General features: G+C 43.6%; 23 protein-coding genes and 1 tRNA gene. 14 read left to right on the plus strand and 10 right to left on the minus strand.

Going from position 1 to position 22,165, the window contains the following annotated elements; all coding sequences use genetic code 11:
• Positions 1 to 377 precede the first annotated feature (377 nt).
• The 6 genes from MKY35_RS07115 to MKY35_RS07140 all read left to right on the plus strand — a co-directional run bounded on the left by MKY35_RS07115 (position 378) and on the right by MKY35_RS07140 (position 4,041).
• Positions 378 to 680: a hypothetical protein gene (locus tag MKY35_RS07115; RefSeq protein WP_342445987.1), complete on the plus strand. Its 303-nt coding sequence runs from the start codon at positions 378 to 380 to the stop codon at positions 678 to 680.
• 10 nt (positions 681 to 690) lie between these two features.
• On the plus strand, positions 691 to 1,065 hold the full coding sequence (locus MKY35_RS07120; RefSeq protein ID WP_342445988.1) for a hypothetical protein: 375 nt from the start codon (positions 691 to 693) through the stop codon (positions 1,063 to 1,065).
• A 192-nt stretch (positions 1,066 to 1,257) separates the two neighbouring features.
• The gene (locus tag MKY35_RS07125; protein WP_342445989.1) at positions 1,258 to 1,623 is read left to right on the plus strand and encodes a hypothetical protein; all 366 of its coding nucleotides are present in this window, start codon (positions 1,258 to 1,260) and stop codon (positions 1,621 to 1,623) included.
• Positions 1,624 to 2,139: 516 nt separating this feature from the next.
• Positions 2,140 to 2,556 carry a hypothetical protein gene (locus tag MKY35_RS07130; RefSeq protein WP_342445990.1) on the plus strand — a complete coding sequence of 139 codons (417 nt, stop codon included), beginning with the start codon at positions 2,140 to 2,142 and terminating at the stop codon, positions 2,554 to 2,556.
• 86 nt (positions 2,557 to 2,642) lie between these two features.
• On the plus strand, positions 2,643 to 2,978 hold the full coding sequence (locus tag MKY35_RS07135) for a peptidoglycan-binding domain-containing protein (RefSeq protein WP_342445991.1): 336 nt from the start codon (positions 2,643 to 2,645) through the stop codon (positions 2,976 to 2,978).
• Positions 2,979 to 3,237: 259 nt separating this feature from the next.
• On the plus strand, positions 3,238 to 4,041 hold the full coding sequence (locus MKY35_RS07140; RefSeq protein WP_342445992.1) for a glycoside hydrolase family 75 protein: 804 nt from the start codon (positions 3,238 to 3,240) through the stop codon (positions 4,039 to 4,041).
• Positions 4,042 to 4,199: 158 nt separating this feature from the next.
• Here the strand turns inward: MKY35_RS07140 and MKY35_RS07145 are convergent, their stop codons facing one another.
• Both MKY35_RS07145 and MKY35_RS07150 read right to left on the minus strand, forming a co-directional pair.
• Positions 4,200 to 4,490: a hypothetical protein gene (locus MKY35_RS07145; protein WP_342445993.1), complete on the minus strand. Its 291-nt coding sequence runs from the start codon at positions 4,488 to 4,490 to the stop codon at positions 4,200 to 4,202.
• A 363-nt stretch (positions 4,491 to 4,853) separates the two neighbouring features.
• Entirely contained in the window at positions 4,854 to 5,066 is a 213-nt protein-coding gene (locus tag MKY35_RS07150) for a helix-turn-helix transcriptional regulator (RefSeq protein WP_342445994.1), read from the minus strand.
• A gap of 281 nt (positions 5,067 to 5,347) precedes the next feature.
• Here MKY35_RS07150 and MKY35_RS07155 point away from each other — a divergent pair, with 281 nt between their 5' ends.
• The gene (locus MKY35_RS07155) at positions 5,348 to 5,752 is read left to right on the plus strand and encodes a hypothetical protein (RefSeq protein WP_342445995.1); all 405 of its coding nucleotides are present in this window, start codon (positions 5,348 to 5,350) and stop codon (positions 5,750 to 5,752) included.
• 41 nt (positions 5,753 to 5,793) lie between these two features.
• Here MKY35_RS07155 and MKY35_RS07160 read toward each other — a convergent pair whose 3' ends face one another.
• Complete coding sequence (locus MKY35_RS07160; protein WP_318626831.1) at positions 5,794 to 6,099, minus strand: hypothetical protein; 306 nt, start codon at positions 6,097 to 6,099, stop codon at positions 5,794 to 5,796.
• Between the two features lie 117 nt (positions 6,100 to 6,216).
• Here MKY35_RS07160 and MKY35_RS07165 point away from each other — a divergent pair.
• Positions 6,217 to 6,290: transfer RNA gene (locus MKY35_RS07165), tRNA-Pro, on the plus strand.
• Between the two features lie 214 nt (positions 6,291 to 6,504).
• On the opposite strand, the gene MKY35_RS07170 is transcribed toward MKY35_RS07165, so the two are convergent.
• Entirely contained in the window at positions 6,505 to 7,776 is a 1,272-nt protein-coding gene (locus MKY35_RS07170; protein WP_342445996.1) for an MFS transporter, read from the minus strand.
• A gap of 520 nt (positions 7,777 to 8,296) precedes the next feature.
• Between MKY35_RS07170 and MKY35_RS07175 the strand changes: the two genes are divergently transcribed.
• The 3 genes from MKY35_RS07175 to MKY35_RS07185 all read left to right on the plus strand — a co-directional run bounded on the left by MKY35_RS07175 (position 8,297) and on the right by MKY35_RS07185 (position 13,162).
• On the plus strand, positions 8,297 to 11,188 hold the full coding sequence (locus MKY35_RS07175; RefSeq protein ID WP_342445997.1) for a 2-oxoglutarate dehydrogenase E1 component: 2,892 nt from the start codon (positions 8,297 to 8,299) through the stop codon (positions 11,186 to 11,188).
• A 5-nt stretch (positions 11,189 to 11,193) separates the two neighbouring features.
• The gene (gene odhB, locus MKY35_RS07180; RefSeq protein WP_069012075.1) at positions 11,194 to 12,492 is read left to right on the plus strand and encodes a 2-oxoglutarate dehydrogenase complex dihydrolipoyllysine-residue succinyltransferase; all 1,299 of its coding nucleotides are present in this window, start codon (positions 11,194 to 11,196) and stop codon (positions 12,490 to 12,492) included.
• Positions 12,493 to 12,631: 139 nt separating this feature from the next.
• Positions 12,632 to 13,162: a YfiT family bacillithiol transferase gene (locus MKY35_RS07185; protein WP_029516462.1), complete on the plus strand. Its 531-nt coding sequence runs from the start codon at positions 12,632 to 12,634 to the stop codon at positions 13,160 to 13,162.
• A 98-nt stretch (positions 13,163 to 13,260) separates the two neighbouring features.
• Here MKY35_RS07185 and MKY35_RS07190 read toward each other — a convergent pair whose 3' ends face one another.
• The 4 genes from MKY35_RS07190 to MKY35_RS07205 form a co-directional block, all read right to left on the minus strand.
• The gene (locus MKY35_RS07190; RefSeq protein WP_342445998.1) at positions 13,261 to 14,268 is read right to left on the minus strand and encodes an alpha/beta fold hydrolase; all 1,008 of its coding nucleotides are present in this window, start codon (positions 14,266 to 14,268) and stop codon (positions 13,261 to 13,263) included.
• A 25-nt stretch (positions 14,269 to 14,293) separates the two neighbouring features.
• On the minus strand, positions 14,294 to 15,268 hold the full coding sequence (locus MKY35_RS07195; protein ID WP_342445999.1) for a type I phosphomannose isomerase catalytic subunit: 975 nt from the start codon (positions 15,266 to 15,268) through the stop codon (positions 14,294 to 14,296).
• Between the two features lie 189 nt (positions 15,269 to 15,457).
• Positions 15,458 to 16,039, minus strand: coding sequence for a class I SAM-dependent methyltransferase (locus tag MKY35_RS07200; protein ID WP_029516465.1), 582 nt, complete (start codon positions 16,037 to 16,039; stop codon positions 15,458 to 15,460).
• A complete protein-coding gene (locus tag MKY35_RS07205) occupies positions 16,040 to 16,993 on the minus strand; it encodes a TIGR01212 family radical SAM protein (protein WP_342446000.1) in 954 nt (317 codons plus the stop codon). It lies immediately after the preceding gene.
• Positions 16,994 to 17,299: 306 nt separating this feature from the next.
• Between MKY35_RS07205 and MKY35_RS07210 the strand changes: the two genes are divergently transcribed.
• Both MKY35_RS07210 and trmB read left to right on the plus strand, forming a co-directional pair.
• Entirely contained in the window at positions 17,300 to 17,497 is a 198-nt protein-coding gene (locus MKY35_RS07210; RefSeq protein WP_013309373.1) for a hypothetical protein, read from the plus strand.
• Between the two features lie 104 nt (positions 17,498 to 17,601).
• Positions 17,602 to 18,315 carry a tRNA (guanosine(46)-N7)-methyltransferase TrmB gene (gene trmB, locus MKY35_RS07215; RefSeq protein ID WP_029516467.1) on the plus strand — a complete coding sequence of 238 codons (714 nt, stop codon included), beginning with the start codon at positions 17,602 to 17,604 and terminating at the stop codon, positions 18,313 to 18,315.
• Positions 18,316 to 18,356: 41 nt separating this feature from the next.
• Here trmB and MKY35_RS07220 read toward each other — a convergent pair whose 3' ends face one another.
• Together MKY35_RS07220 and MKY35_RS07225 are read right to left on the minus strand one after the other, a co-directional pair.
• Positions 18,357 to 19,529, minus strand: a complete 1,173-nt coding sequence (locus MKY35_RS07220) for a UDP-N-acetylglucosamine--LPS N-acetylglucosamine transferase (protein ID WP_049816935.1) — start codon at positions 19,527 to 19,529, stop codon at positions 18,357 to 18,359.
• Positions 19,530 to 19,541: 12 nt separating this feature from the next.
• Positions 19,542 to 20,069, minus strand: a complete 528-nt coding sequence (locus tag MKY35_RS07225) for a phosphatase PAP2 family protein (protein ID WP_029516469.1) — start codon at positions 20,067 to 20,069, stop codon at positions 19,542 to 19,544.
• A 610-nt stretch (positions 20,070 to 20,679) separates the two neighbouring features.
• Between MKY35_RS07225 and MKY35_RS07230 the strand changes: the two genes are divergently transcribed.
• Positions 20,680 to 21,918: a glycosyltransferase family 2 protein gene (locus MKY35_RS07230; protein WP_029516470.1), complete on the plus strand. Its 1,239-nt coding sequence runs from the start codon at positions 20,680 to 20,682 to the stop codon at positions 21,916 to 21,918.
• The last annotated feature ends 247 nt before the right edge of the window (positions 21,919 to 22,165 follow it).

The raw sequence follows: 22,165 nt of genomic DNA on the forward strand, positions 1-22,165 counted from the left end.
TATAACATTTTGTTTATTTTAAATCAATGAGTGGAATGAACGTAAGAAGTATACTGAATATTGTACTCAAAATGGTGTAGAGGATTCATTCCCGCTACTATTACGATGGAAACAGTGCGCAAATTATAGCAGAAGCTACGATTAAAAATGAAAAAAACTGTTTTAAAAGCTAATTATATTCGAGATCTGAAATTAGAGGCTACAGCCTATGCGGATCAAACCAAGGCCTATCCCGTTATAATGGTCATGGAGATATTATTGAAATTAGAACTGATAGTGGAAGGTTTATTAATGAGGATACGTATGTAGGGAAATTAATGATACATTGAGTTTGAGCTTGTGCCGTATGTGAAAATAATCCGTAAATCTAACAAAAATTGAAAAAGCCACAAGTTTTAATTAAATCAGAAGCAGAGTGGGTAAAAATAGCTCGACAAATGGGTGAAAATCCAGCAATTCAAATAGAAGCAGATGAGTTTGTGGCTAAATTCCTTAAAGGAAGTGTTAACCCGGGAATTGGAATGAAAAATTTAACAAGAGATATCAATTACTTAAGGGGGAAAGAAGGAGCAAGAGTATTTTTTAGAATGAATAATGGTCAAATGAATATTTTGGCTAAGGCTAATAAGGCCAACGAACAAACAGTAATTAATATTTTATATAAAGTTTACAGTAAATGAGGAGGACCAAATGAGAGTGAAAAAAATTGTATATCCAACTCCACTATCTCAAATAGTAGATATTGAAGATGATAATATAGATGTTTTTATTGAACTTGATGATGGGACTAATATTTCTGTTGTTGTATGTACTCCAAAAAATCTAATTAGTTATATGACCAAAGAGAATATTAATTTTATTCCTGCATCGCCATCAGATATTATTGTGAAGTCATTAACAGAAGAAACTATTGAACAAGCTATTGAAAATTATGCTCAAGAGGATGCTTTCTGGCTAAAGTTGTTTTTTGTAGCTGGCATTGATAAAACAGTCATAGATTTAGACAGAATTGATTTGTGTCTTAAAGAAATGAAAAGAATAAATCAGGAACTCTTGAACGATTAAAAATTAATAGTATGGTTATTTTGACCACATGGAGTATAAAACTCTATGCGGTTTCTTTTTAGCTTCATTCTGAAAATATATAATTAGGAGACAACATGCTCTAAGGTGATCATTTGCTCATTAAATTGGGATTAGGAGGATTTTTTCCTGTTCCACGGATGCAGTCCCATTATCTTGTAAGGAGAATATTTCGTGAAAATATCAAATATTATCAGAAAAGCCATAGGGAACAAATTGGCTGCTTTGAACTTTACTTATGAGCATTTTAACAATACATGGTTTTTTACAAGAGTAGTCAATGGGTTTAAGGAAACAATCCAAATCGATAAAAGTTATTGGACAGAGAATGCAATACGCATTACTTTTATAACTGAGTCCGAATCAGTTTATAGTTTTTATTTCATTGATGGATCAAAGATGGAGAAGTTGCATCACTATGAGGATGAGGATTCATTACGAGATATATTTATCACCCTAGGAAAGATTATTGATCGGTATGCTCTAAAATGGTTTGAAGAGAATGGCCTAAAGATACGCTTCCTTCTGCTAATTTTTTAGATAAAGGATAGTTTGAGAAGCTACAGAAATTTGTCGAGGTAAATAATCTGAACTTTAAAGATGAAAATTCATTAAAAACCATCGAAGCTTTGCTAAGTTTAGAACCGACGGAGGAAAATGTCCTGTTATCAAGCTATTTCTTAGGAGGACTGTTTACTCACACATTAGATGGAGAATGGGATTACGAATCCTTTTCAGAGGAAGTGTCGCACTTAGCTTGACACTTCGTCACATCAAAAAGACGCTTACGGCTGGGAACCAACGTTGGAAGAAATAAAACAATATACGCACCATAAGCGGGTTTTGACGCCCTAGGTATCGTCCACCCCGTAATACGTCGCAGCACTAGTTTTCCTCGGCCTATAGCTTGATTTACATAGAGAGTTATTACCTCGAGATGGACAATTATATGGTATTTATTATATTTTGTATTTTTATTCAAGGATTTGCGAATTTCAAATTGGCTTCCGTATAGTATGGTTTATCAAGACCCTAATCAATTCGAAGATAAAAAACATGAACTACCAGGTTTCCACCATATGTTCGCAGGGGATGTGCAACCATTTGTCCCAAGCTATATTTCCATTTTTTTTGGGCGCGTTAGCCCTTATTCTCCGCCTACACCAATTTAGCAATAAGAAAGTTATAAGTGATACGTTCAAACAATACATCAAACGGGTATGTGCAATCGAGTTTGGCGGTATTCCCAGACTAACTGAGCAAGCTATTTATGCGAATGGCTTTGCCGTAATCTCGTTTACACTTAATCGATTATATACCGAAGTGTATACAGACTTAGGGTATAATTTTAATATTACGAATTCAACAGCCTTCGATCAGTTCTACGTGCCAGGAGGCACCACGAGCCAGATGATAGATGAGGTGATTGACAAAATATCATCAGGAAGGGTGAAAAAGTCTATCCTCTCATGACGCTATATTGCGCCAAAAATCCATGTCATAATAAAGGAATGTCACAGTTTGAGACCAACAGGATGGTTTTAAAGGGGATGACTTATATGGATATCCTACAGCGCTTCTGCGGGGACGATATTTCAATACAGAAAGCTAAACAGGTAGCTTTGATTCCTAAATCCTATCCCGGAGAATTAATAAAGGGGATGACGCATCCTGCAATTGGAGCTATGAAAGGCTTCCTTAATGTCATTCGAAAGAGCTATAACTCTATCCCGCAGTTAGATAATACAGATTTGTTCGATGAGCAAACAGAGCAGGCAGTGAAGAAATTTCAAGAAATTAATAAAAAATCATTGAAAGTGGTAAACGGAATTGTGAATGAGCCGACATGGAAATTAGCTGGAGAGAAGTATTATTTTCTTGAAGGGGAACATTGAAGGATGCGGATTACTGTTCAATTTTAATCAGTATTTGTTATTTGGTTTCATACGCTCACTCCTGTATCGAAACTTTTTTTGAGCGTCCCTTGGGGTTATGGGTCGGTACAATAAATCATTATTGCATAGTTGTATCTCAATTGGTGGAGATGGCTCCCGATGCATTTGGTTTTTGCTTTCTCAAAATGAACAAATATGTGAAGTCATTAATACTATATGTTGAGCAGGGCATACGATATTTATGAAGGAGGGTGAGGATGTGATCATCCGTATCCGACCTAGACCAGATGACTCGCATAATGACAGTGATTCTATTGTGCAGAAGAAGCTGTTAATTGGTAAGGTATTCGACAAAGAGGTGAAGCGGGATATATCCATGTGGACCATTTCAGGACATAAGCCACAAGCTTTTTTCTATCGAAGTAAACTGGCAGTAGATGCTGACGGCTCCCCATTTGCTTATCATCCCCAAAATAAAGGGCTTGATGACCTGCGGAATGCAGGTCAACCAGGCAATTGGTGGGGGATTGTTACAAATAACCTAAAACCTTCGGGGAAACCCGTAATTCAAAAGGAAGGAGATCCTGCTCCAGGATATTATGTTTCCAGTACAGCGCTGTATGATCGGAGTAAATCACCCAAAGATCAGAACGCATATGTGAATTCTGGGATGATCCCTTATATTGTTCTTCCGTTCGAAAAAAGCTTTGGCGCTGTATTGGGCGATATGGCTATAGCCTATAATGTTATAAATGATCAATGGTCATTTGCAGTGTATGCGGATAATTATGAGTTAAAGTTCGGAAATTTAGGAATTGGAGAAGGCTCGATTGCATTGGCAAAACGATTGGGGATTAACCCCGATCCGAGAAAAGGAGGAACTGGAGGGAAAGCAAATGTTATATATGTAGTTTTTCCTAAATCAGGAAAGGGAAATGGCATCATACCTTCAGTTGGAGATATTGAGGAAACTGGGCAGAAGCTACTGGATAGATGGGGAGGGATCTCTATTCTTCAAGCAGTTAAGCAGTCTTTGGCCGAACCTGTTCGCATGGAACCATAGGCAGAGCAAAAAAGGTCTTTAGGGGATATCTAAAACAAACAATCGTGGTCAGCTTCATTTAAGGAAAGTAAGAGGGATTATTATGATCTATATTTTAGCAAGGAATCGAAGCAAAAGACCGACAAATAAAATCGGTCTTTTTTCTGTATTAGTGTATATCAACACCCATAACTATGAAGAAAACCTTTTATTGCAGGATTTCGTCCACTTTCACTTTGTCCAAGCCATATGATGGACGCGGCTTTTTTGACTTCCTCCATGTTCAAGTCATTCCCTACGACCAGCTCCACGATGCAATAAAGGGCAAACATTTGGTACTTGGTATCTGTAATCAGGTTAGATTCAAAATCAATGCTTCTTCTATAAATTTCACGACGAATTTCCCCTTTGTTTTTATGTGACGAATTGTCAAAGCTAAGTTCGATAGTGAGTTTGTATTCCAACCACATGGATTGATTCTGTGTAGTTTTTCTTTTCTATGGGTTTAAGAGGAGTTAAAACTGTATGGATTGTACAAGTTTATACAGGAAAAAAGGGTGAAATGAGGAAATATAAATGACCCAATGCTTTATTCGACATTTATAATACGTGGGAGAAATATATTTAAAGTGGCCTGATAGAAAGGGATTACGTTGTTCAAATTTAATTGAGTGGAAGGTCGGTAAAAAAGTATTTTGAATATTACACAAAGAACAGAGAGCCGTAAGAATGTTAACGGCTCTCTCTGGCAAGTATTCGATCAGTTCACTAGGGAGTACGCCGGTTCTAAACCTAATTGAAACAGTTTCCCATAACAAGAGAAGTCCATTTTACTAATTTGTATTATCCTCTACATACTCGATAACATCTTGAACATGGCAGTCTAGAGCTTTACAAATTTTATCCAGCGTATCAAATTTCACACCGTCTGTTTCTTCGTTGTAAAGCTTGGTAATTCCGTTTCTATGTAACCCAGTCTTGCGGGAAAGCTCGGCTATATTTATTCGTTTTTCGCCCATAATACGGGAAAGATGAATCTTTATCATATTTTCCTCCAGATAAATGCACTCTATAGTGTTAAAAAGAACCATTAAAGTATTGACAATAAACACTATTCAATGTATTCTAGAAACAACAAAAATAACACTGTAATGTGCATTTGGTTTATTGAGATGTTATTTGTGAACGTCATAGTAATATGCTTATCGTACCAAAACGTTTTACAATTAGCAATTAATTATCGTTCAACCACCTAGTTTGAAAGGCTACCTGGAGAAGAGAGTATATTGGCTAAGAAACTTTGAACAAAGGAATGGAGCGAGGATGTATGACAGAATCGGTAATGGGATTGGAACGGGTATCCATGGTTCAGGGGCCGTATGATTACCCTCATATGTATGAGATATGTGAGGGGATTCTGTACGACCGTCAATACTTCTTTTACCTAGAAAATGGCATACTGTGTTTGCGCCATGTGAAGAAGGTGGAGCAATCATATCATACGCATCTTTACCTGGATGGAGAGAGCGGAGGTCTGCAACTGGCAGAGGGAATACAAGGGGAGGTTATGCAAGTTGTCACGGAGATCATCGAACGCTTACGCGGCAAGGATGGACTGACATTCTTATTCGATGAACTGCTGTGGTTACATGGTAGGGGCCCCATTGAATTAAACCTTTTCAATAAGAAGGATGAAGTGACCTTAGGTGGCAGACAATTTGCTACGAAATAAATGATTCTTATGCTTTATATCATGGAACTTGTAGAAAAAAATTATGATTTCACCGAATATATCAGTTGTTGACTGATAAAAATGAGCGGATTCCGAATCCATATGGTCAATTCCAGCATCACAGCATCGGCAGAAGGACTAAAGCCCCAATCACCTCCGAATAAAATGTTTTGCTGCTGCTCTAATATAGGTGACTGAGGTTCTTCCAAGCCATACTGTTCTTTGAATCTCTCTTTCGTTTCATGATCTATGACAAGGTTATCCTGTGCAAAGGTATAGCAGATAGGAACACTTAACTGTATTAAAAGGAGTAATGCAATGGGGATAAGTAATTTTTTGCTTTGCATGGTTAGCTCCTATGATCTCTGTTTTTGACCTCTTAACGTGAAAATAATCCCTTTACAGGATTTTATGACCAGAATATAATGGTGAATAACAGCATCGATCTACATACACTGGGTTATCGGGGTATAGCGCAGCTAGGTAGCGCGCACCCTTGGGGTGGGTGAGGTCGTGGGTTCGAATCCCGCTACTCCGATTTCAATCAAAATGTCCTGCTGATGCAGCTAATGCGTCTGCCGGGCGTTTTTTTTGATATTACATACCCTATTAGTCTTTGTCTCTACTGGGTTTTGACGAGCTAGTCGTATGCAATGAATGTATGAAGCCACCTCTGAACTGGATTCGGAGGCAGAAGTGGCAACTCAACAATCGCTGGCGGAATGGTCTGCTGTATGACTTTTTTAATTTGCCTATAAAGATTCCTGAAGGGGCTTGGAAGAAGTACTGTAATCAGCATAACGGGGAAGCACAATAGTGTAGTATATTCCTACAATAACGGTACAGATCCCAACTAATAAAAACAAGACTTCAATTTGAATAAATGAAGGAAAGCTTATAGCAATGAAACCTAATGTAAGAGACTGGGACAGCATCATTAACGGATTAATTAAACCTTGCACACGTCCCATCATTTGAGGATATACAATACGAGGAAGCCATCCTCCTATGCCAATGTTAATGAACGGAAGTATCAGTGCGATGACAAAGTTGATAATCAGGAAAGCGTAGATGTGGTTAACAAATCCAAGTGTGCACATACCCATTCCGGCTACCAGAACTCCCGCTGCAATCATTTGGTGTAGTTTTAGCTTGGTAGAGATGAGAGAAGCAATTAGGGTACCAAGCAACACACCAGCCCCAAAAATAATACCCGTCCATACCATATACTGCTCATAATTGCCTGGAGCTAGCTTGTATTTAAGAATAAACATCGGTAAAACGCTAAAACCACCATTTAAAATACCGAACATAAAAAAGCCTGAAACCAACCAAAGCAATAGTCTGTTGCGTAATATGTAAAGAAACCCTTGTTTAAAATCGATCATGACAAGTTTGAATTTTAATTGTTTGAATTGATGTGCCCCGTTCGGAAGGCGTACTTCCTTTGGAATTTTGCAGGAACGAATAAGCAGTGCGGACACAATAAAAGAAACAGCATCAATTAGGATGGCTCCAGTAATTCCAAAGTGCCAGTAAACGACGGCCCCGAGAGTTCCTCCGAATAGCATGAAAAGACTCCCCATCATTTGATTGAGGCCTGCGGCAATGGTGTAATCATCTTCGCTTAATATCCCCTGTATAATGGCACTTTCGGCCGGGAAGAAAAATTTGGAGGCAGCACTACGGATGAACAGGAGGGCAAATATCAAAGGAATCGACTCGACCCAAATAAAAATAAGCAAACATAAGGATAAAAAAGCGCTGATCCAGTCACAATTAACAGCAATTTTTTGTCTGTCCATCCGATCTGCCAGCACTCCAACTACGAGAAATACTACCAGCATCGGAAGCGAATACATTAACTCGGCAAGCGTTGCATAATAAGGCTGATTTGTAAACCGTTTCAACAAATAAAACATGAATGCAGTAACCCCGATAATTCCTCCCATTTGTGAGGCGAAGGTTGCCAGAAAAAACCTGACATAATTCTTGTTTCTGAGTACTTGTTTTAGTCCAGTCACAGTTCCATCCCTTTCGCTTTCAAAGCGGTTTTTAGATGCCTAATTAAAATAATAGTGAAAAGTAGGAATATTGTACAGAAAAGTGACTTTAATGTCACTTTACGTTTGAATTTGCATCGTATCGGACCTTCTGCCTTTTAAATTCTGCTGTTGACGGTAATCATAGTGGGGTGGACTCGGAAGTTGCATTCAAACTCGTTTGGCGTTATGAGGTGCAACATAGACTAAATAACCAGCTGTCAGTTGATATTCGACGGCTGGTTATTTAAGTTGCCAGGTGTTTGATTACAGATTAGCCCGATTCATCTCATTTACGCATGGATATGTTGAGAAAAAGGAAATGCTCATAGCTAGAAAACTTTATACAATGGAAGAGGAATAAGAATTGTGAAATTCGACTTTTGATGAAGAATTTCATATAATGTGAGCATATTGTGAACAACTTAAATTGAAGATTAATAAAAAAATGAAAATGATTTCCGTCCAGCTATGAATTTCAAAATTTGACGGAGGGAACGAGATGACAATGGAAGAGAGCAGCAGACAGGTACCTTGGCAGGCGTATTACGGACCTAATCTAGGTTATGTGCAGGACCAGTATGAAAAGTATGTAGCGGACCCCGGAACGGTTGACCCGGCTTACCGCGAGCTATTTGATCAATGGGGTGAGCCGCCACAATCCGAATACTCGGCTGCTTCCATGATAGACAACAAATTGCAAGGCCCCCCCACAAGTGCTTTGGGGCATCTTGATTCGAATACATTACAGAAAGCGGTTACAGCGGGTAAAATGGTATGGAATATTCGTGAATACGGACATTTAGCCGCCCAAATCGATCCGTTGGAACTGGATGCAGAGCAGGATACACGCTTGCTTAATCCAGCATCTTACGGTTTAACTGAACAAGACTTGAAGGCTTTTCCAGCCTCTTTAATATGGGATAACGCTCCTGCGGGAACACTTAACGGATGGGAAGCCATTCAACGGTTACGTGTAGCATACACAGGTCCGATTGCCTATGAATTTAGTCATATTCATAACGAGGAGGAACGCCGCTGGCTGAACAGCTATGCAGAATCTGGCTGGTCCTCCAAGCCCCTCACCACACAGGAACGCAAGTCGTTGCTGAGCAGATTGGTAGAAGTAGAACAGTTCGAAGAGTTTTTGCATAAAACATTTGTCGGACAGAAACGTTTTTCCATCGAGGGTAATGATGTGCTTGTCCCTGTTCTCGACGAGATTATTCGTCTAACCACAAATGCAGGAGCAAGTCATGTCCTGATGGGCATGGCGCATCGCGGCCGTTTAAATGTACTAGCTCATGTGCTGGGCAAGCCTTACAGTAAAATTTTCTCTGAATTTCATCATTCGCCGAATAAGGATTTGATTCCGTCGGAAGGTTCCACAGGAATTAACTACGGCTGGACTGGCGATGTGAAATATCATCTGGGTGCTGATCGTTTTGTAAAAGATGGGGGAGCGGTGCAGGCCCGTCTGACATTGGCGAATAACCCAAGTCACCTGGAATATGTGAATCCGGTGGTACAAGGATTTTCACGAGCTGCACAGGAAGACCGCAGTGAGGCTGGTTATCCGAAGCTGGATGTGAGCAAGGCAGCTACCATTATTATGCACGGTGATGCTGCTTTCCCAGGTGAAGGTATCGTGGCAGAATCACTTAATTTCACGAATTTGCGCGGCTTCCGCAATGGCGGTTCAGTTCATATTATTGTGAATAATCGTCTGGGCTTTACGACAGAGAGTGTTGATTCCCGTTCGACCCGTTATGCCAGTGATCTCGCTAAAGGCTATGAAATTCCAATTGTGCATGTGAACGCGGATAATCCCGAAGCTTGTATTGCAGCTGCTCGTATGGCTGGCGAATATCGCAATCGTTTCAAGAAGGATTTTCTGATTGATCTGATTGGTTACCGTCGTTATGGTCACAATGAATCCGATGACCCGGAAACAACACAACCGCTGGTATATCGTAAGGTGAAGAATCATCCGACGGTGAGCAAATTGTATACTCAAAAGCTGATGAAGCAGGGGATTGTGGACGAAGCGTTTAGTGCCGGCCTCATTGAGAAGGTGCAAAACAGACTGAAGGAAGCGCATGAGCAGGTGAAGAATCAACCGGAACAAGAGCCGGAGATTACTCCTGTGAAGGCGAAAAAGAATCAGAGTTCTGTGGTACGTACTGCAGTGGAATTGAAAAAACTGCGCCAAATCAATGAAAACTTACTCAAATGGCCACAGTCTTTTCACGTATATCCGAAGCTGGATCGAATTTTACAGCGTAGAAAAACCGCTCTGAACGAGGGTGAAAAGGTAGATTGGAGTTTGGCGGAGACGCTGGCTTTGGCTACCATTCTCGCAGACGGCAAGCCTATTCGTATGACAGGCCAAGATGCGGAGCGAGCTACATTTGCTCACCGTAACCTTGTGCTGCATGAGCCTGAAACAGGCCGTACACATTGCCCGTTGCATACATTGCCGGAAGCACGTGCTTCGTTCAGTATTCATAACAGTCCATTGTCTGAGGCATCTGTCCTTGGCTTTGAATATGGCTATAACGTGTATTCTCCTGAAACGTTAGTGATTTGGGAAGCACAATTCGGCGATTTTGCCAACTGTGCACAGGTTATTTTTGACCAATTTATTTCCGCAGGCCGTGCCAAATGGAGACAGAAATCGAGTCTGGTGATGCTGCTACCGCATGGTAGCGAAGGACAAGGACCAGAGCATACGAGCGCACGTCTGGAGCGTTTTCTCCAGTTGTCCGCACAAAATAACTGGACTGTCGCTAATTTGAGCAGTGCCTCCCAATATTTCCATCTGCTGCGCCGTCAGGCTGCATTAAGCGAAAGTGAGGAAGCCCGCCCGCTGGTGATGATGTCGCCGAAGAGCCTGATTCGTAATAATCGTGTCGCTTCGCCTGCTTCTGAATTCAGTGAAGGAGCATTCCATCCTGTGTTGGAACAGCCTGGTCTGGGTGCACGTCCGGATCGTGTAGAACGCATTGTACTGTGCAGTGGCAAGATTGCCATTGATCTTGAAGAAGCATTGGAAAAGGATAAGAATGAGGCAGAAGAGCGTCTGCATATTATTCGTGTGGAGCAGTTATACCCTTTCCCGGAAGAGGAAATTCGGAATATTTTCGGACGCTTCCCGCATGTTAAGGAGTTCGTATGGGCTCAGGAAGAACCTAAAAATATGGGGGCTTGGAGTTACATTGAACCTCGTCTGCGGAATGTTGTGCCACAGGGAGCGGAAATTCGTTACGCAGGCAGACCAGATCGTTCAAGCCCGGCCAGCGGTTATCAGCAAGTACACAGCCTAGAACAACAGCGAATTATTCAATCGGCGTTGAAGCAGGATTCCAAAAACAATATTACACTGGGGAGGTAGCGGCTGTGAGCGATATTATAGTGCCGGCAATGGGAGAATCCATCACGGAGGGAACAATCTCCAAATGGCTTGTGAAGGAAGGGGATTCCGTAGGACAGGGAGATGTTCTGCTGGAGTTGGAAACCGATAAGGTCAATCTGGAAATTAGTGCGGAAGAAGCAGGTGTGGTGCAGAAAATCCTTCGTCAGGAGGGGGATACTGTGGTCATCGGTGAAGCTGTTGGTCTGATCGGAAGCGGCAGTGGTAGTGCGGATTCAACCGGTGCTGGAGAAGTTGCAGCGACTCAAGCGCCTGAAGCACCGTCCGTAGCGACTTCACCGTCTTCCGTAGGAGGCGGCGTTAAAGCAGAAGAAAAGTCTGCACCGCCTATTTCATTGAATAGCGACGGAAATGGGCAGACGGCATCACCATCTGCCCGGAAATTGGCGCGTGAGCGCGGGATTGATCTTGACCAGGTACAGGGAAAGGACCCGCTCGGACGTGTGTTCCAGGAGGACGTAAAAACGCATAACAGCGCTGAAGTATCACGTGCAGCATCTATATCTGCGTCTCCCGCTACTAGCAAGCCTGCGCCTCCGTCTCCAGCTCAAACGGAGTACAGCAAGCCTGTGGAACGCCAGCGCATGTCTCGTCGCAGAGCGACGATCGCTAAGCGTCTTGTTGAAGCACAGCAGACAGCTGCCATGCTGACCACTTTTAATGAAGTAGATATGACCGCCATTCTCGATGTGCGTAAACGCCGTAAAGATAAGTTTAAGGAAAAACATGATGTAGGCTTGGGTTTTATGTCCTTCTTTACGAAGGCAGTGGTTGGTGCTCTCAAGCGCTTCCCTACCGTGAATGCTGAAATTAATGGCGATGATATCGTACTGAAAAAATACTATGATATTGGGATTGCTGTATCTGCCAAGGAAGGTTTGGTTGTGCCAGTTGTGCGGGATGCCGATCGTCTTGGCTTTGCTGAGATCGAGAAGAGCATTGCAGATTTGGCTGGCAAAGCACGCTCCAATTCGCTTTCTCTGGCCGACTTGCAAGGAGGAACTTTTACCATAACCAATGGAGGTATTTTCGGTTCCCTGCTGTCTACGCCAATTCTCAATACGCCGCAAGTGGGGATTTTGGGAATGCATAAAATCCAACTTCGCCCGATTGCCATCGACGAGGAACGAATGGAAAATCGTCCGATGATGTATATCGCGTTGTCCTACGATCACCGGATTATTGATGGCAGTGAGGCAGTTCGTTTCCTGGTAACGGTCAAAGAATTGCTGGAAGATCCGGAATCATTGTTACTGGAAGGATAAAATAAATGGGGTAAGTGTATCTCCTCTTTACGTGTATGAAAAAAGCAGACTCTTGCGAGTCTGCTTTTTTTCCTGCATAGTTATCACATAAGGCTACAGACATTACTGTCAGTAGATGTAGAGAAGGGCGGGAACTGTTTTGGACAAAGACTTGCGCTATCCGATAGGATCATTCGTTGTTCCAGACACCATTACAGAAGAACAGCTTATCGCATGGATTCACGACATTGCTGAATTGCCTGCACAGCTGCGTCTGGCGGTCGAAGGACTGAATGAGCAGCAGCTAAATACGCCTTATCGTGAAGGGGGCTGGACGATAAGGCAGGTAGTTCATCATGTGGCAGACAGCCATATGAACAGCTATATCCGTTTTAAGCTGGCGTTGACGGAGGATACACCGACGATCAAGCCATATGATGAGGGACGTTGGGCCGAAATACCAGACGCCAGGGAACTTCCACTGGAGCCCTCGTTGCAATTGCTAGAAGGACTGCATGAACGGTGGGTGACCGTGTTGCGATCGTTGGGAGAGGATCAGCTACACCGATCGTTTATTCATCCTGAATCGGGCCAGACGATCCGCCTGGAACGAAACATCGGTATCTATGCCTGGCATGGCAAACATCACACAGCTCATATTACTTCCCTGAGAGAACGAAATGCATGGTGATTTTTAAAACTAACCCAAATGGAAAATAAAAAGGAATAAGAAAAGAAACCTTCAATTCCACTTTAATCGTGGTTTTAAAGGTTTCTTTTCTTATTTCCTTACAAGGCTGATGACTTGGGCGAGGTTGATTGTTCAGGTTCATCGGAGGCTCCAGACAATGTGGAAACAGAGGTCACCTCTGTATTAACATGACGGTCGAGCCAGTCTACGATGTCACTCATCACCTCGTCGCGGTTTGTTTCATGAAGCATCTCATGGCGACCATCAGGATAGAGGCGATACTCTATGTCCTGAAGCTCTAGGCTTCGATACATTTCCACTAGTGACAACACGCCTTTACCGAACAAACCCACTGGATCACGATCTCCGGCAAAAATATAAACTGGCAGTTTGGGATTGATATGTTTCAGCGAGGAAGGCCAGTGGATTTCTTGCAATAGCCTGAAAAAATCCAGAAAAAAGCCTGTCGTGCAAATAGCTCCACATAATGGGTCGTGCACGAACTGATCTACTTCCTCAGGATCACGGGACAGCCAGTCGAACGCTGTGCGCACCGGACGAAAGGCACGATTAAAGCCTCCAAAGACCATAGCGTTGAGCAACATACTACGATGATCCATTCCTTGCAGTTTGGCTTGCAGTAGAGCAACTTGCTCTCCGAGTTTTAGAAGACCACGTCTTCCGTTGGTTCCCGATAAAATAAACCCATGATACGTCTGCCGATCGTCATACATAATTTTCTGGGTTAAAAAGGACCCCATGCTGTGACCCAGCAAAAAACGAGACTGTTCAGGGAATTCCTTAGCCACAATTTCGCCTAGCTCCAGCATGCCATTTGCCATTCGATTAAACGCATTAGCTCCTGGCATACCCAGCTTATCAGGATCACCAGCCGTGCGCCCGTGACCGATATGATCGTTGGCATACACACCGTAACCGCAAGCAGTAAGCTTTTCGGCCAGTCGGATGTACCGATAGGACGTCTCGCACATACCATGCGAAATTTGAACAATCCCCTTAATGGGCAAATTCTGATCAGGCAGCCAGCGGTAGGCAAAAAGCTCTGTTCCGTCATTTTCAGCGATGGTGAAGGTGTATTCCCGCATAATTAGACATCACATCCTTTAAGCCTTAAGGAAGATAAGATCTAAGTACGGTCATTCCGTCATTCAGCGTGTAACCGCTCAGGTTAGCGGGCAACAGGAAGCAATCTCCAGCTTTACAGGAAAGAGACTCGGCATTATTGTTCCATGTTATGGTCCCACTGCCTTCACAAATCACGAGAATGGTGAAGCTGTCTTCCGTTGTAGAAAGTGCCCAACTTCCATCTACGATACCCTTTTCCACAACAAAATACTCACAGGCTGCTAGCTGGAGCCATTTTCCAGGCTGTAAGCCGTCCGTTTTCATCGTTGTTGCGCCTGCACCTTCGTAGGAGGTTACATTGAGGGAATCCTCGATATGCAACTCACGAGGCTTGCCATCCAGTCCGGGGCGATTATAGTCATATAAGCGATAGGTAGTATCCGAATTTTGCTGGATTTCAGCAACGACAACGCCTGCACACAGTGCATGTACGGTTCCAGCGGGGATGAAGAATGTATCGCCTGCTTCGACTGGAACCTGACGCAAACTGCCGAGGATGTCCCCACTTTCAAGAGCTATACGCAGACTCTCCCGGGTTACACCTTCGGTCAGACCATAAATAATCTTGGCATCCGGCTTGGCATCAAGCACGTACCACATTTCAGTTTTTCCTAATTCTCCGGCTGGAAGTCCTTTGTAATCATCTGTCGGATGCACCTGAACGGATAAGTCATCATTACAATCCAGTAGTTTGATCAAAAGTGGGAATCGTCCGCCTTTTTCCGATACACCCTTGGCCCCGAGCCAATCTTGCCCGTAGGTCTCGCGAATTTCATCCAGTCCTTTGCCTGCCAGCTCACCATTGATGACCGTTGTTGTTCCGTTTGGATGATCGGCAATCATCCATCCTTCCCCGATATGTCCTTCTGGTGGGGTTAGACCAAATTGCTCTAAGGCCCGTCCTCCCCAAACTCTCTCTTTGAACTCAGGTTGAAATTGCAGCGGGTATGGCTTTAGCATAATTTCTCTCCTCCATAATGAGTAAATGAGTGTGATCTAACAGAATAGGGAAATCAATAACGTGCCGATGGGCAATAAACTGGGATGAATAGCGCCCAAACGAGCTAAAAAAATGATAAACGAGCTAAAAAAATGATATATGTAAGGCGGCTAAAAAAGCCGCTCATAACCTGAGTTTAAAATCCGACATTATTTCTTCTCAACTGCCACTACGTAAGGTGAAGCGGCTCGTTGTAATTGACGATAAATAATGCTTTGACCGCTGGAGACCGGGAGAGCAGAAGCCCATTGAAGAACGGCATCTGCTTCTTCACTTCCTCCAGCATGCCCTGGATAGAGTACGGCAGTCAGAATGCCGCGTGGTCGCAGCAATTGTAAAGCAGCATCCAGTGCGACGAGCGTACTATGCGTATGCGTGATGACCGTAGGATCGGCGCCTTCGGATGGCAAGTAGCCGAGGTTAAACATGACCGCAGCGACTTTGCCATGCAGCATGTCCGGAACGGCCTCCCGCATTTGCTCATGACCTTGTAGTAGTAGCGATACTTCTGCTAATGAAGGTGAAGCGTTTTCTTCCAGTCGACGACGGGCGCAATGCAGTGCTTCTTGCTGGATGTCAAAGCCATAGACACGACCCCGTTTGCCAGCAGCTTTTGCCAGAAACAACGTATCTGCTCCTGTACCGACGGTAGCGTCTATAGCAGTATCGCCTGGCTGCACCCGCGTAGCCACCAATTGATGAGCGTAGCTCAGGACGGATAGGAATCCCATTTAAGGTTGCCTCCAGTATTTTCCCTGCCACGTTTCGCGTGACTTCAGTTCATGATCAATGGCATTGAGCACTTCCCATTTTTTGAGCGACCACATGGGTCCCACTAGCAAATCGCGTGGGGCATCTCCGGTTAACCGATGAACAATCATTTCGGGAGGTAAAAACTCCAGCGTATCAACAATCAGCTTCACGTATTCGTCCTTTTCCAGAAAGCGTAGCAATCCCGCTTCATACTGCTTGACCATAGGCGTTTTGCGCATGAGATGCAGCAGGTGGATTTTGATGCCCTGCACATCCATAGCCGCTACTGCACGTCCCGTATCAAGCATCATTTCATGCGTCTCTTGGGGCAGACCATAAATAATGTGGGCGCACACGCGGATATTCCGCTTGCGCAGCTTTTCCACCGCCTCCAGATAGCATTGAGTATCATGAGCGCGGTTAATCAGTTCTGAGGTCGATTCATGGACGGTTTGCAGACCCATTTCGACCCACAGGTACGTGCGTTCGTTTAGCTCGGCAAGGTAATCCACTACATCGTCAGGCAGGCAATCAGGACGTGTAGCGATGGACAGACCGACAACGCCGGGCTGCTCCAGAATTACCTCAAAGTATTCTCGCAGTTCCTCAACCGGGGCATACGTATTCGTGTAGGCTTGGAAATAGCCAATATATTTGGCGTTTGGCCATTTTAGATGCTGTCGATCCCGAATCGTATTGAACTGGGTGATCAGATCATCACGACGACGCCCGGCAAAATCACCCGATCCGCGTGCGCTACAAAAAGTGCAGCCCCCTTTAGCGATGGAGCCATCGCGATTCGGACAGGTAAAACCCGCATCCAGCATGACTTTGAACACTTTATTTTGAAATTGCTCACGCATTTCGTAATTCCAAGTGTGGAACCGTTTATCTCCCCACAGGAGAGGAGCAGGCAATAAATCTGTTTTCATGGGTGTACTCCTTTTTTTACGATCACCCTATTGTAACAAAAATTAGTCTTCATTGGGAATCATTTGACCGAACAAGTCAATAAAATGTGCGGATTTCATGGCGTTTCGGATTGAAAAAGGTTACACAATATGTTATATTGTAAGCGGTACCAGATATACAATAAAAGGACTGTTTTCGATCCTGAAGATAAAAGTTATCCGTTGCTAATGATTATTCTTCAGGGAGGCAGCTGTGCTGTTTCTATCGCCTGTTTTAGGGTAAGTGCACGTCGGTTCCATCACAAATAACCCGTGAGGTGATCTTTTATGAATGCGCAGGATAAGACGCGTATGGATAAAGTTACTGTTGAGTTAACCTTTGATGAGGCGTTGGCATTGACTGGTGTCCGTTTTGGGCAGGATCGTCAGATTGGAACGACCGCACGTCAAAAAATCAGAGCGGCTTGCCAAAAGACAATTGATTTTTCACCTGCTGATGGGGTAGACTATGAACAATTAAATTAGTTGGACCCCAATCCAAATATATTGAAAAAGGAATTTCATTTCCGTATCTTCAAGCGGGGGTGAAATTCCTTTTTCCTTGATAACAGAGTATATGGAGGAGTAACATGCGTTTACGCGGAAGAAAAGGAATACGGGAAAGTCTGGAAGAACAACAGGACCTAGTCATCTTGGAGCCGGCACAGTATAAGGGGAAATGGCAACAGCTTTTTGGTAATGATCGTCCCATTCATGTAGAGTTCGGTATGGGTAAAGGGCAATTTATAAGCCAAATGAGCTTCCGGAATCCGGAGGTTAACTATATTGGCTTTGATATGTATGATGAGCTGGTTCGCCGTGCAACAGAAAAGTCCCGTCTGGCCTGGAGTAATTCAGAGGTTGATACGCCGCCTAATATTAAATTGGCACTGGCAAACATTGAACAGATCGAGAATGTTTTTGAACCAGGAGAAATTGAACGCATTTATCTGAATTTTAGTGATCCCTGGCCTAAAGCCAAGCATGCACGTCGTCGTTTGACGCATCCGCGTTTTTTGGACAAGTACCGTCAGCTTTTGAACAGTAAAGGACAAATTCATTTTAAGACTGATTCGGAGACACTATTTGAGTTTTCTTTGAATTCGTTTGCCGATAGCGGTTTACAAATGACGAATATTTCGTTAAACCTTCATCGTGAGGGGATCAACGAGGAGCATGTCATGACGGAATATGAACAAAAGTTCATGGGCAAGGGTATGAATATTCATCGAGTCGAGGTGCTGATCGGCCAAGATGCTTTGGAAGAGTACGGAAAAACACGCCTTGAAAAGTACGGGAAATAAAAAATAGATCAAATGGATAAAATAAGACAGGGTGCTTCCTTTTAGGAAAGCACCCTGTTCGGTTCCAGTATATCCAAAATACTCTGTGCGCTCTGAAGAGGATAATATCGCGCTACATTGTGGACGTGCTCCTGTCGTTTGCGGACGATTTCTGGAAAATCGTGTAGCAGTCGGTTCATCCATTTCACGACAACATCCAGCGAAGTAATCGGTTCTCCGTAGCCTTGAGCCGTAAAGTATTGACAATTTTCCTCCTCCTGTCCAGGGAGAGGTTTGTGAAACAGCATCGGAATCCCTTTAGCCAATCCCTCGGTGCATGTCATTCCGCCGGGTTTGGTGATGAGCAGATTCGATACCTCCATTAATTTGTCGATTTCCCGTGTAAATCCGAAGATATGAATATTTGGATGATTAAACCTGGGATCTAATTGCATTTTACGACGAATTTTATCATTATGCCCCAAACAAAAAATAAATTGAATGTTCTCTCTCCACTGAGTAAGCGAACGATGTATGACTTCGTCATTCATAAGGCCCCAGCCGCCACCCATAACGAGTACGGTCGGGATGGGTTTAAGTCCAAATTGTTCTCTAATTTCATCGTGCCCAGGATGTTCCCAAAAATTTGGATGAACGGGAATACCAGTCACCTGGATTTTCGAGACGGGTACTCCGCGTGCTCGCAGCTTACGCATGACTTCAGGCGTAGATACAAAGTACCGGTCAACCTCGGGACTAATCCATGTTCCATGTGCATCGTAGTCTGTAATAACAGTACAAAGCGGAACATGTAAACCTAAGCGCTTCAAACGTGAAATTACCGCGCTTGGGATGGGATGAGTACATACCACCAAATCGGGACGAAGCTGCCGGAGAATGTTTCGGGTCTGCGTGTAGAACAGACGGTGCAAAGCGAGCGTTGTAAGACGGTTTAATGATTTTTTGTACTGATGACGGTAAACCAATCCGACTAGACGAGGCTGCGATACGACAGTCTTCTTGTATGCTGTAATAATAAGGGGGGCCATTCTTGGATTCAAAAAACTCCCCAGCTCCAGCACTCTTGTCTGCACATTCGGAGAAAGCTTCCGCAAACTGCTTGAGAGCGCGTAGGCAGCTTGAGTATGTCCGGCACCGAAACCTTCCGATAATAATAACACTCGTTTTTTAGCCACTCTCATTTCACCTGTTCCTGCTGGGATGTTCTCAATCATACCATATCGGCTTTAAGGCCAGAATGCAACCGTTCCTATTGCTGCAGACGTTCCGATCACCGCTCCTGCAAGTACATCCGTTGGGTAGTGGAGACCTAGATAAATCCGAGAAAAACCTACAATTGTCGCTACAGGCAACAGCAGCAGTGTTAGCATCGGTGACTGTAGCATAAAAGGCACGGTAGCTGAAAAAATAGCGGTCGTGTGCCCTGAGGGAAAAGAATGGTCCGACAAGGGGTTACGGAATGTATTTGTACCTGGTAGCGCTAAATACGGGCGAATCCGCGGGTACAGCTTTTTAACGATGGCTACGGGGATGTGACTGACCCCAAGAGCGATGGCTCCCTTCATACCGGAATCTTTCCACGGGTTCGGAGCGAGCCACCAAATAAGGAGTGTGGAGGCTATAGTAAAGGTAGCCCCGCCTAAATGTGTGAGATAATAAAGCCAGAAGTTCAAAAAACGGTTGTGTAAGCGTCCGTTGATCCATTTGAACAACTGCTGCTCCAGACTTACAAGTTTTACGACTAGACGTTGCATTTGGTTTCCTCCGGTTGCCGGTTCAGGTCAGTCGGCAAATATTTTGAGTCATTTTGACATAATCAGACCATAAGTAATTATTCTCTTGCTCTCATCATATTTTTAAACGCTGTTCATTTCAAGAATCACTAAAGATTCATAACTTACTTGGTTCAATTCTACACAAAAATGTTAATGGAATATAAGCTGTATTGTATAACTTTCTTTGCGTTCATCCGTCTAATAAGATAGAGTGTTTAGAAGTGGTTGCTAATTGGCCCACAAAAAGGAGGGACCAAAGAAATAAAAAGTTAGCAAATGGATGAAAATAAGACCTAAACGTCATGAATGAGAAGTCCAGCGCTGCATTCCCGGTTTAAACGGGAGTTTGTTGTGTTTTTTTGCTGCTGAGACCGGTTTAAGGGCTTTGACAAAAGATTGAAAACCAACGAAAATCGTAATGGCGTTCCTGTGTCAGCCAAAAGGGGGCTGCGCACAGCCAATGAAGAAAGCAAGGGTCGGGTCAAAAACTACAGAAAAGGCGCGCAAAGCGCCGCAACTTGCGCTACACAGATAGAAAACAAACAAACGCAAGATTTTAAGGGGTATAAAAAGGGGGTAACAAGAGATCATGTTAGACGCTATTTTTGTGACGCTCCAGGTCATACTGGCGGTGATCGCAGTCTATCAGTTTGCATTCTCCTTGTTCGGATTGGTTCGGAAGAAAAGGAAAGAGCACGCGGCTCCAGAAAAATCATTTGCCATTTTAGTCGCTGCCCACAATGAAGAACAGGTTGTCGGAGCATTGATGGAAAATTTGAAGCAACTTGATTATCCGAAGGAACTTTACGATGTGTTCGTAATCTGTGATAACTGCACAGATAAGACTGCGGACATCGTTCGCGCTCACGGCATGAATGCTTGTGAACGTACGAATCCGAATCTGCGTGGTAAAGGCTACGCTATTGAGTGGATGCTCAAGGAATTATGGGCTATGCCACGCCAATATGATGCCATCGTCATGTTTGATGCTGACAATTTGGCGCATACCAATTTCTTGAGTGAAATGAACAATGATCTGTGTACAGGTGCCCGTGTTATCCAGGGGTACATTGATACTAAGAATCCTGAGGATTCTTGGATTACAGCGGCATACGGGGTATCTTATTGGTACATCAACCGTTTGTGGCAGCTGTCACGTCACAATCTGAACATGGCTAATTTCCTCGGTGGTACAGGCATGTGCTTTGAAACAAATCTGCTTAAGGAAATGGGCTGGGGTGCGACAAGTCTCGTAGAGGATTTGGAATTCACCATGCGCTGCACGCAGTGCAACGTATATCCAAGATTTAATTACGATGCCAAGGTATATGATGAAAAGCCGTTGACGTTCAAAGCCTCGTCCAGACAGCGTCTGCGCTGGATGCAAGGTCATTTCACGGTCGCTCGTCGTTATTTCTTCCCGTTGCTGTGGCAAAGTATCAAGCATAGAAGCCTGATTAAATTCGATATGGCTCTTTATGGTCTGAACGTGTATATCGTACTGCTCACCTTCTTGATGACAGTAGCTATGTGGATAGATATCGCCTTCTTTGGTGGACCTAATATCGAGAACATCTATGTACAGTTACCAGCTTGGACCGGTGTTATAGCTATTGGTCTGAATGTTGCTACTTTTGTGCTCGCAATGATTTTGGAAAAGGTCACATTCAAAAAAGTATATCTGTACTTATTGCTGTTCCCGGTCTATGCGATATCGTGGTATCCAATTACGGTCTATGCGTTCTTCACACAGAACAACAAGCAATGGAGCCATACCCAGCATACGCGTGTCGTTCGCCTAGAAGAGGTTCAGAGCAAGCAAGGGTAATTAGACGGTGGAATAGGACTAGAGATCGGTGTCATCAATTTTTATTAAAGTGTTGACACCTCGATTGCACCGTGATAAGATATTTGAGTATGTTAATTGAAAAGTATGGATTAACAAGTAGAAGGTCCGACTTCTCACCTGCCCGGTATTGCCGGCTGGTCATGATCCAATGATTTGTGAATTGAACTTTCATGATGAATTGAGTATCAGACAGGGATGTCGGCTGTGTAGTCGTCATCCCTTTTTT

The organism is Paenibacillus sp. FSL L8-0638, from assembly GCF_038593075.1.
Lineage (GTDB): Bacteria > Bacillota > Bacilli > Paenibacillales > Paenibacillaceae > Paenibacillus > Paenibacillus polymyxa_D.

Excerpts from the sequence above, each read along its gene's own strand:
- MKY35_RS07120 (WP_342445988.1), top strand. The coding sequence starts at position 691 with ATGAGAGTGAAAAAAATTGTATATCCAACTCCACTATCTCAAATAGTA.
- trmB (WP_029516467.1), top strand. The coding sequence starts at position 17,602 with ATGCGTTTACGCGGAAGAAAAGGAATACGGGAAAGTCTGGAAGAACAA.
- MKY35_RS07130 (WP_342445990.1), top strand. The coding sequence starts at position 2,140 with ATGAACTACCAGGTTTCCACCATATGTTCGCAGGGGATGTGCAACCAT.
- MKY35_RS07155 (WP_342445995.1), top strand. The coding sequence starts at position 5,348 with ATGACAGAATCGGTAATGGGATTGGAACGGGTATCCATGGTTCAGGGG.
- MKY35_RS07150 (WP_342445994.1), bottom strand. The coding sequence starts at position 5,066 with ATGATAAAGATTCATCTTTCCCGTATTATGGGCGAAAAACGAATAAAT.
- MKY35_RS07175 (WP_342445997.1), top strand. The coding sequence starts at position 8,297 with ATGACAATGGAAGAGAGCAGCAGACAGGTACCTTGGCAGGCGTATTAC.
- MKY35_RS07200 (WP_029516465.1), bottom strand. The coding sequence starts at position 16,039 with ATGGGATTCCTATCCGTCCTGAGCTACGCTCATCAATTGGTGGCTACG.
- MKY35_RS07195 (WP_342445999.1), bottom strand. The coding sequence starts at position 15,268 with ATGCTAAAGCCATACCCGCTGCAATTTCAACCTGAGTTCAAAGAGAGA.
- MKY35_RS07135 (WP_342445991.1), top strand. The coding sequence starts at position 2,643 with ATGGATATCCTACAGCGCTTCTGCGGGGACGATATTTCAATACAGAAA.
- MKY35_RS07225 (WP_029516469.1), bottom strand. The coding sequence starts at position 20,069 with ATGCAACGTCTAGTCGTAAAACTTGTAAGTCTGGAGCAGCAGTTGTTC.
- MKY35_RS07230 (WP_029516470.1), top strand. The coding sequence starts at position 20,680 with ATGTTAGACGCTATTTTTGTGACGCTCCAGGTCATACTGGCGGTGATC.
- MKY35_RS07205 (WP_342446000.1), bottom strand. The coding sequence starts at position 16,993 with ATGAAAACAGATTTATTGCCTGCTCCTCTCCTGTGGGGAGATAAACGG.
- MKY35_RS07160 (WP_318626831.1), bottom strand. The coding sequence starts at position 6,099 with ATGCAAAGCAAAAAATTACTTATCCCCATTGCATTACTCCTTTTAATA.
- MKY35_RS07210 (WP_013309373.1), top strand. The coding sequence starts at position 17,300 with ATGAATGCGCAGGATAAGACGCGTATGGATAAAGTTACTGTTGAGTTA.
- MKY35_RS07190 (WP_342445998.1), bottom strand. The coding sequence starts at position 14,268 with ATGCGGGAATACACCTTCACCATCGCTGAAAATGACGGAACAGAGCTT.
- MKY35_RS07145 (WP_342445993.1), bottom strand. The coding sequence starts at position 4,490 with ATGTGGTTGGAATACAAACTCACTATCGAACTTAGCTTTGACAATTCG.
- MKY35_RS07220 (WP_049816935.1), bottom strand. The coding sequence starts at position 19,529 with ATGATTGAGAACATCCCAGCAGGAACAGGTGAAATGAGAGTGGCTAAA.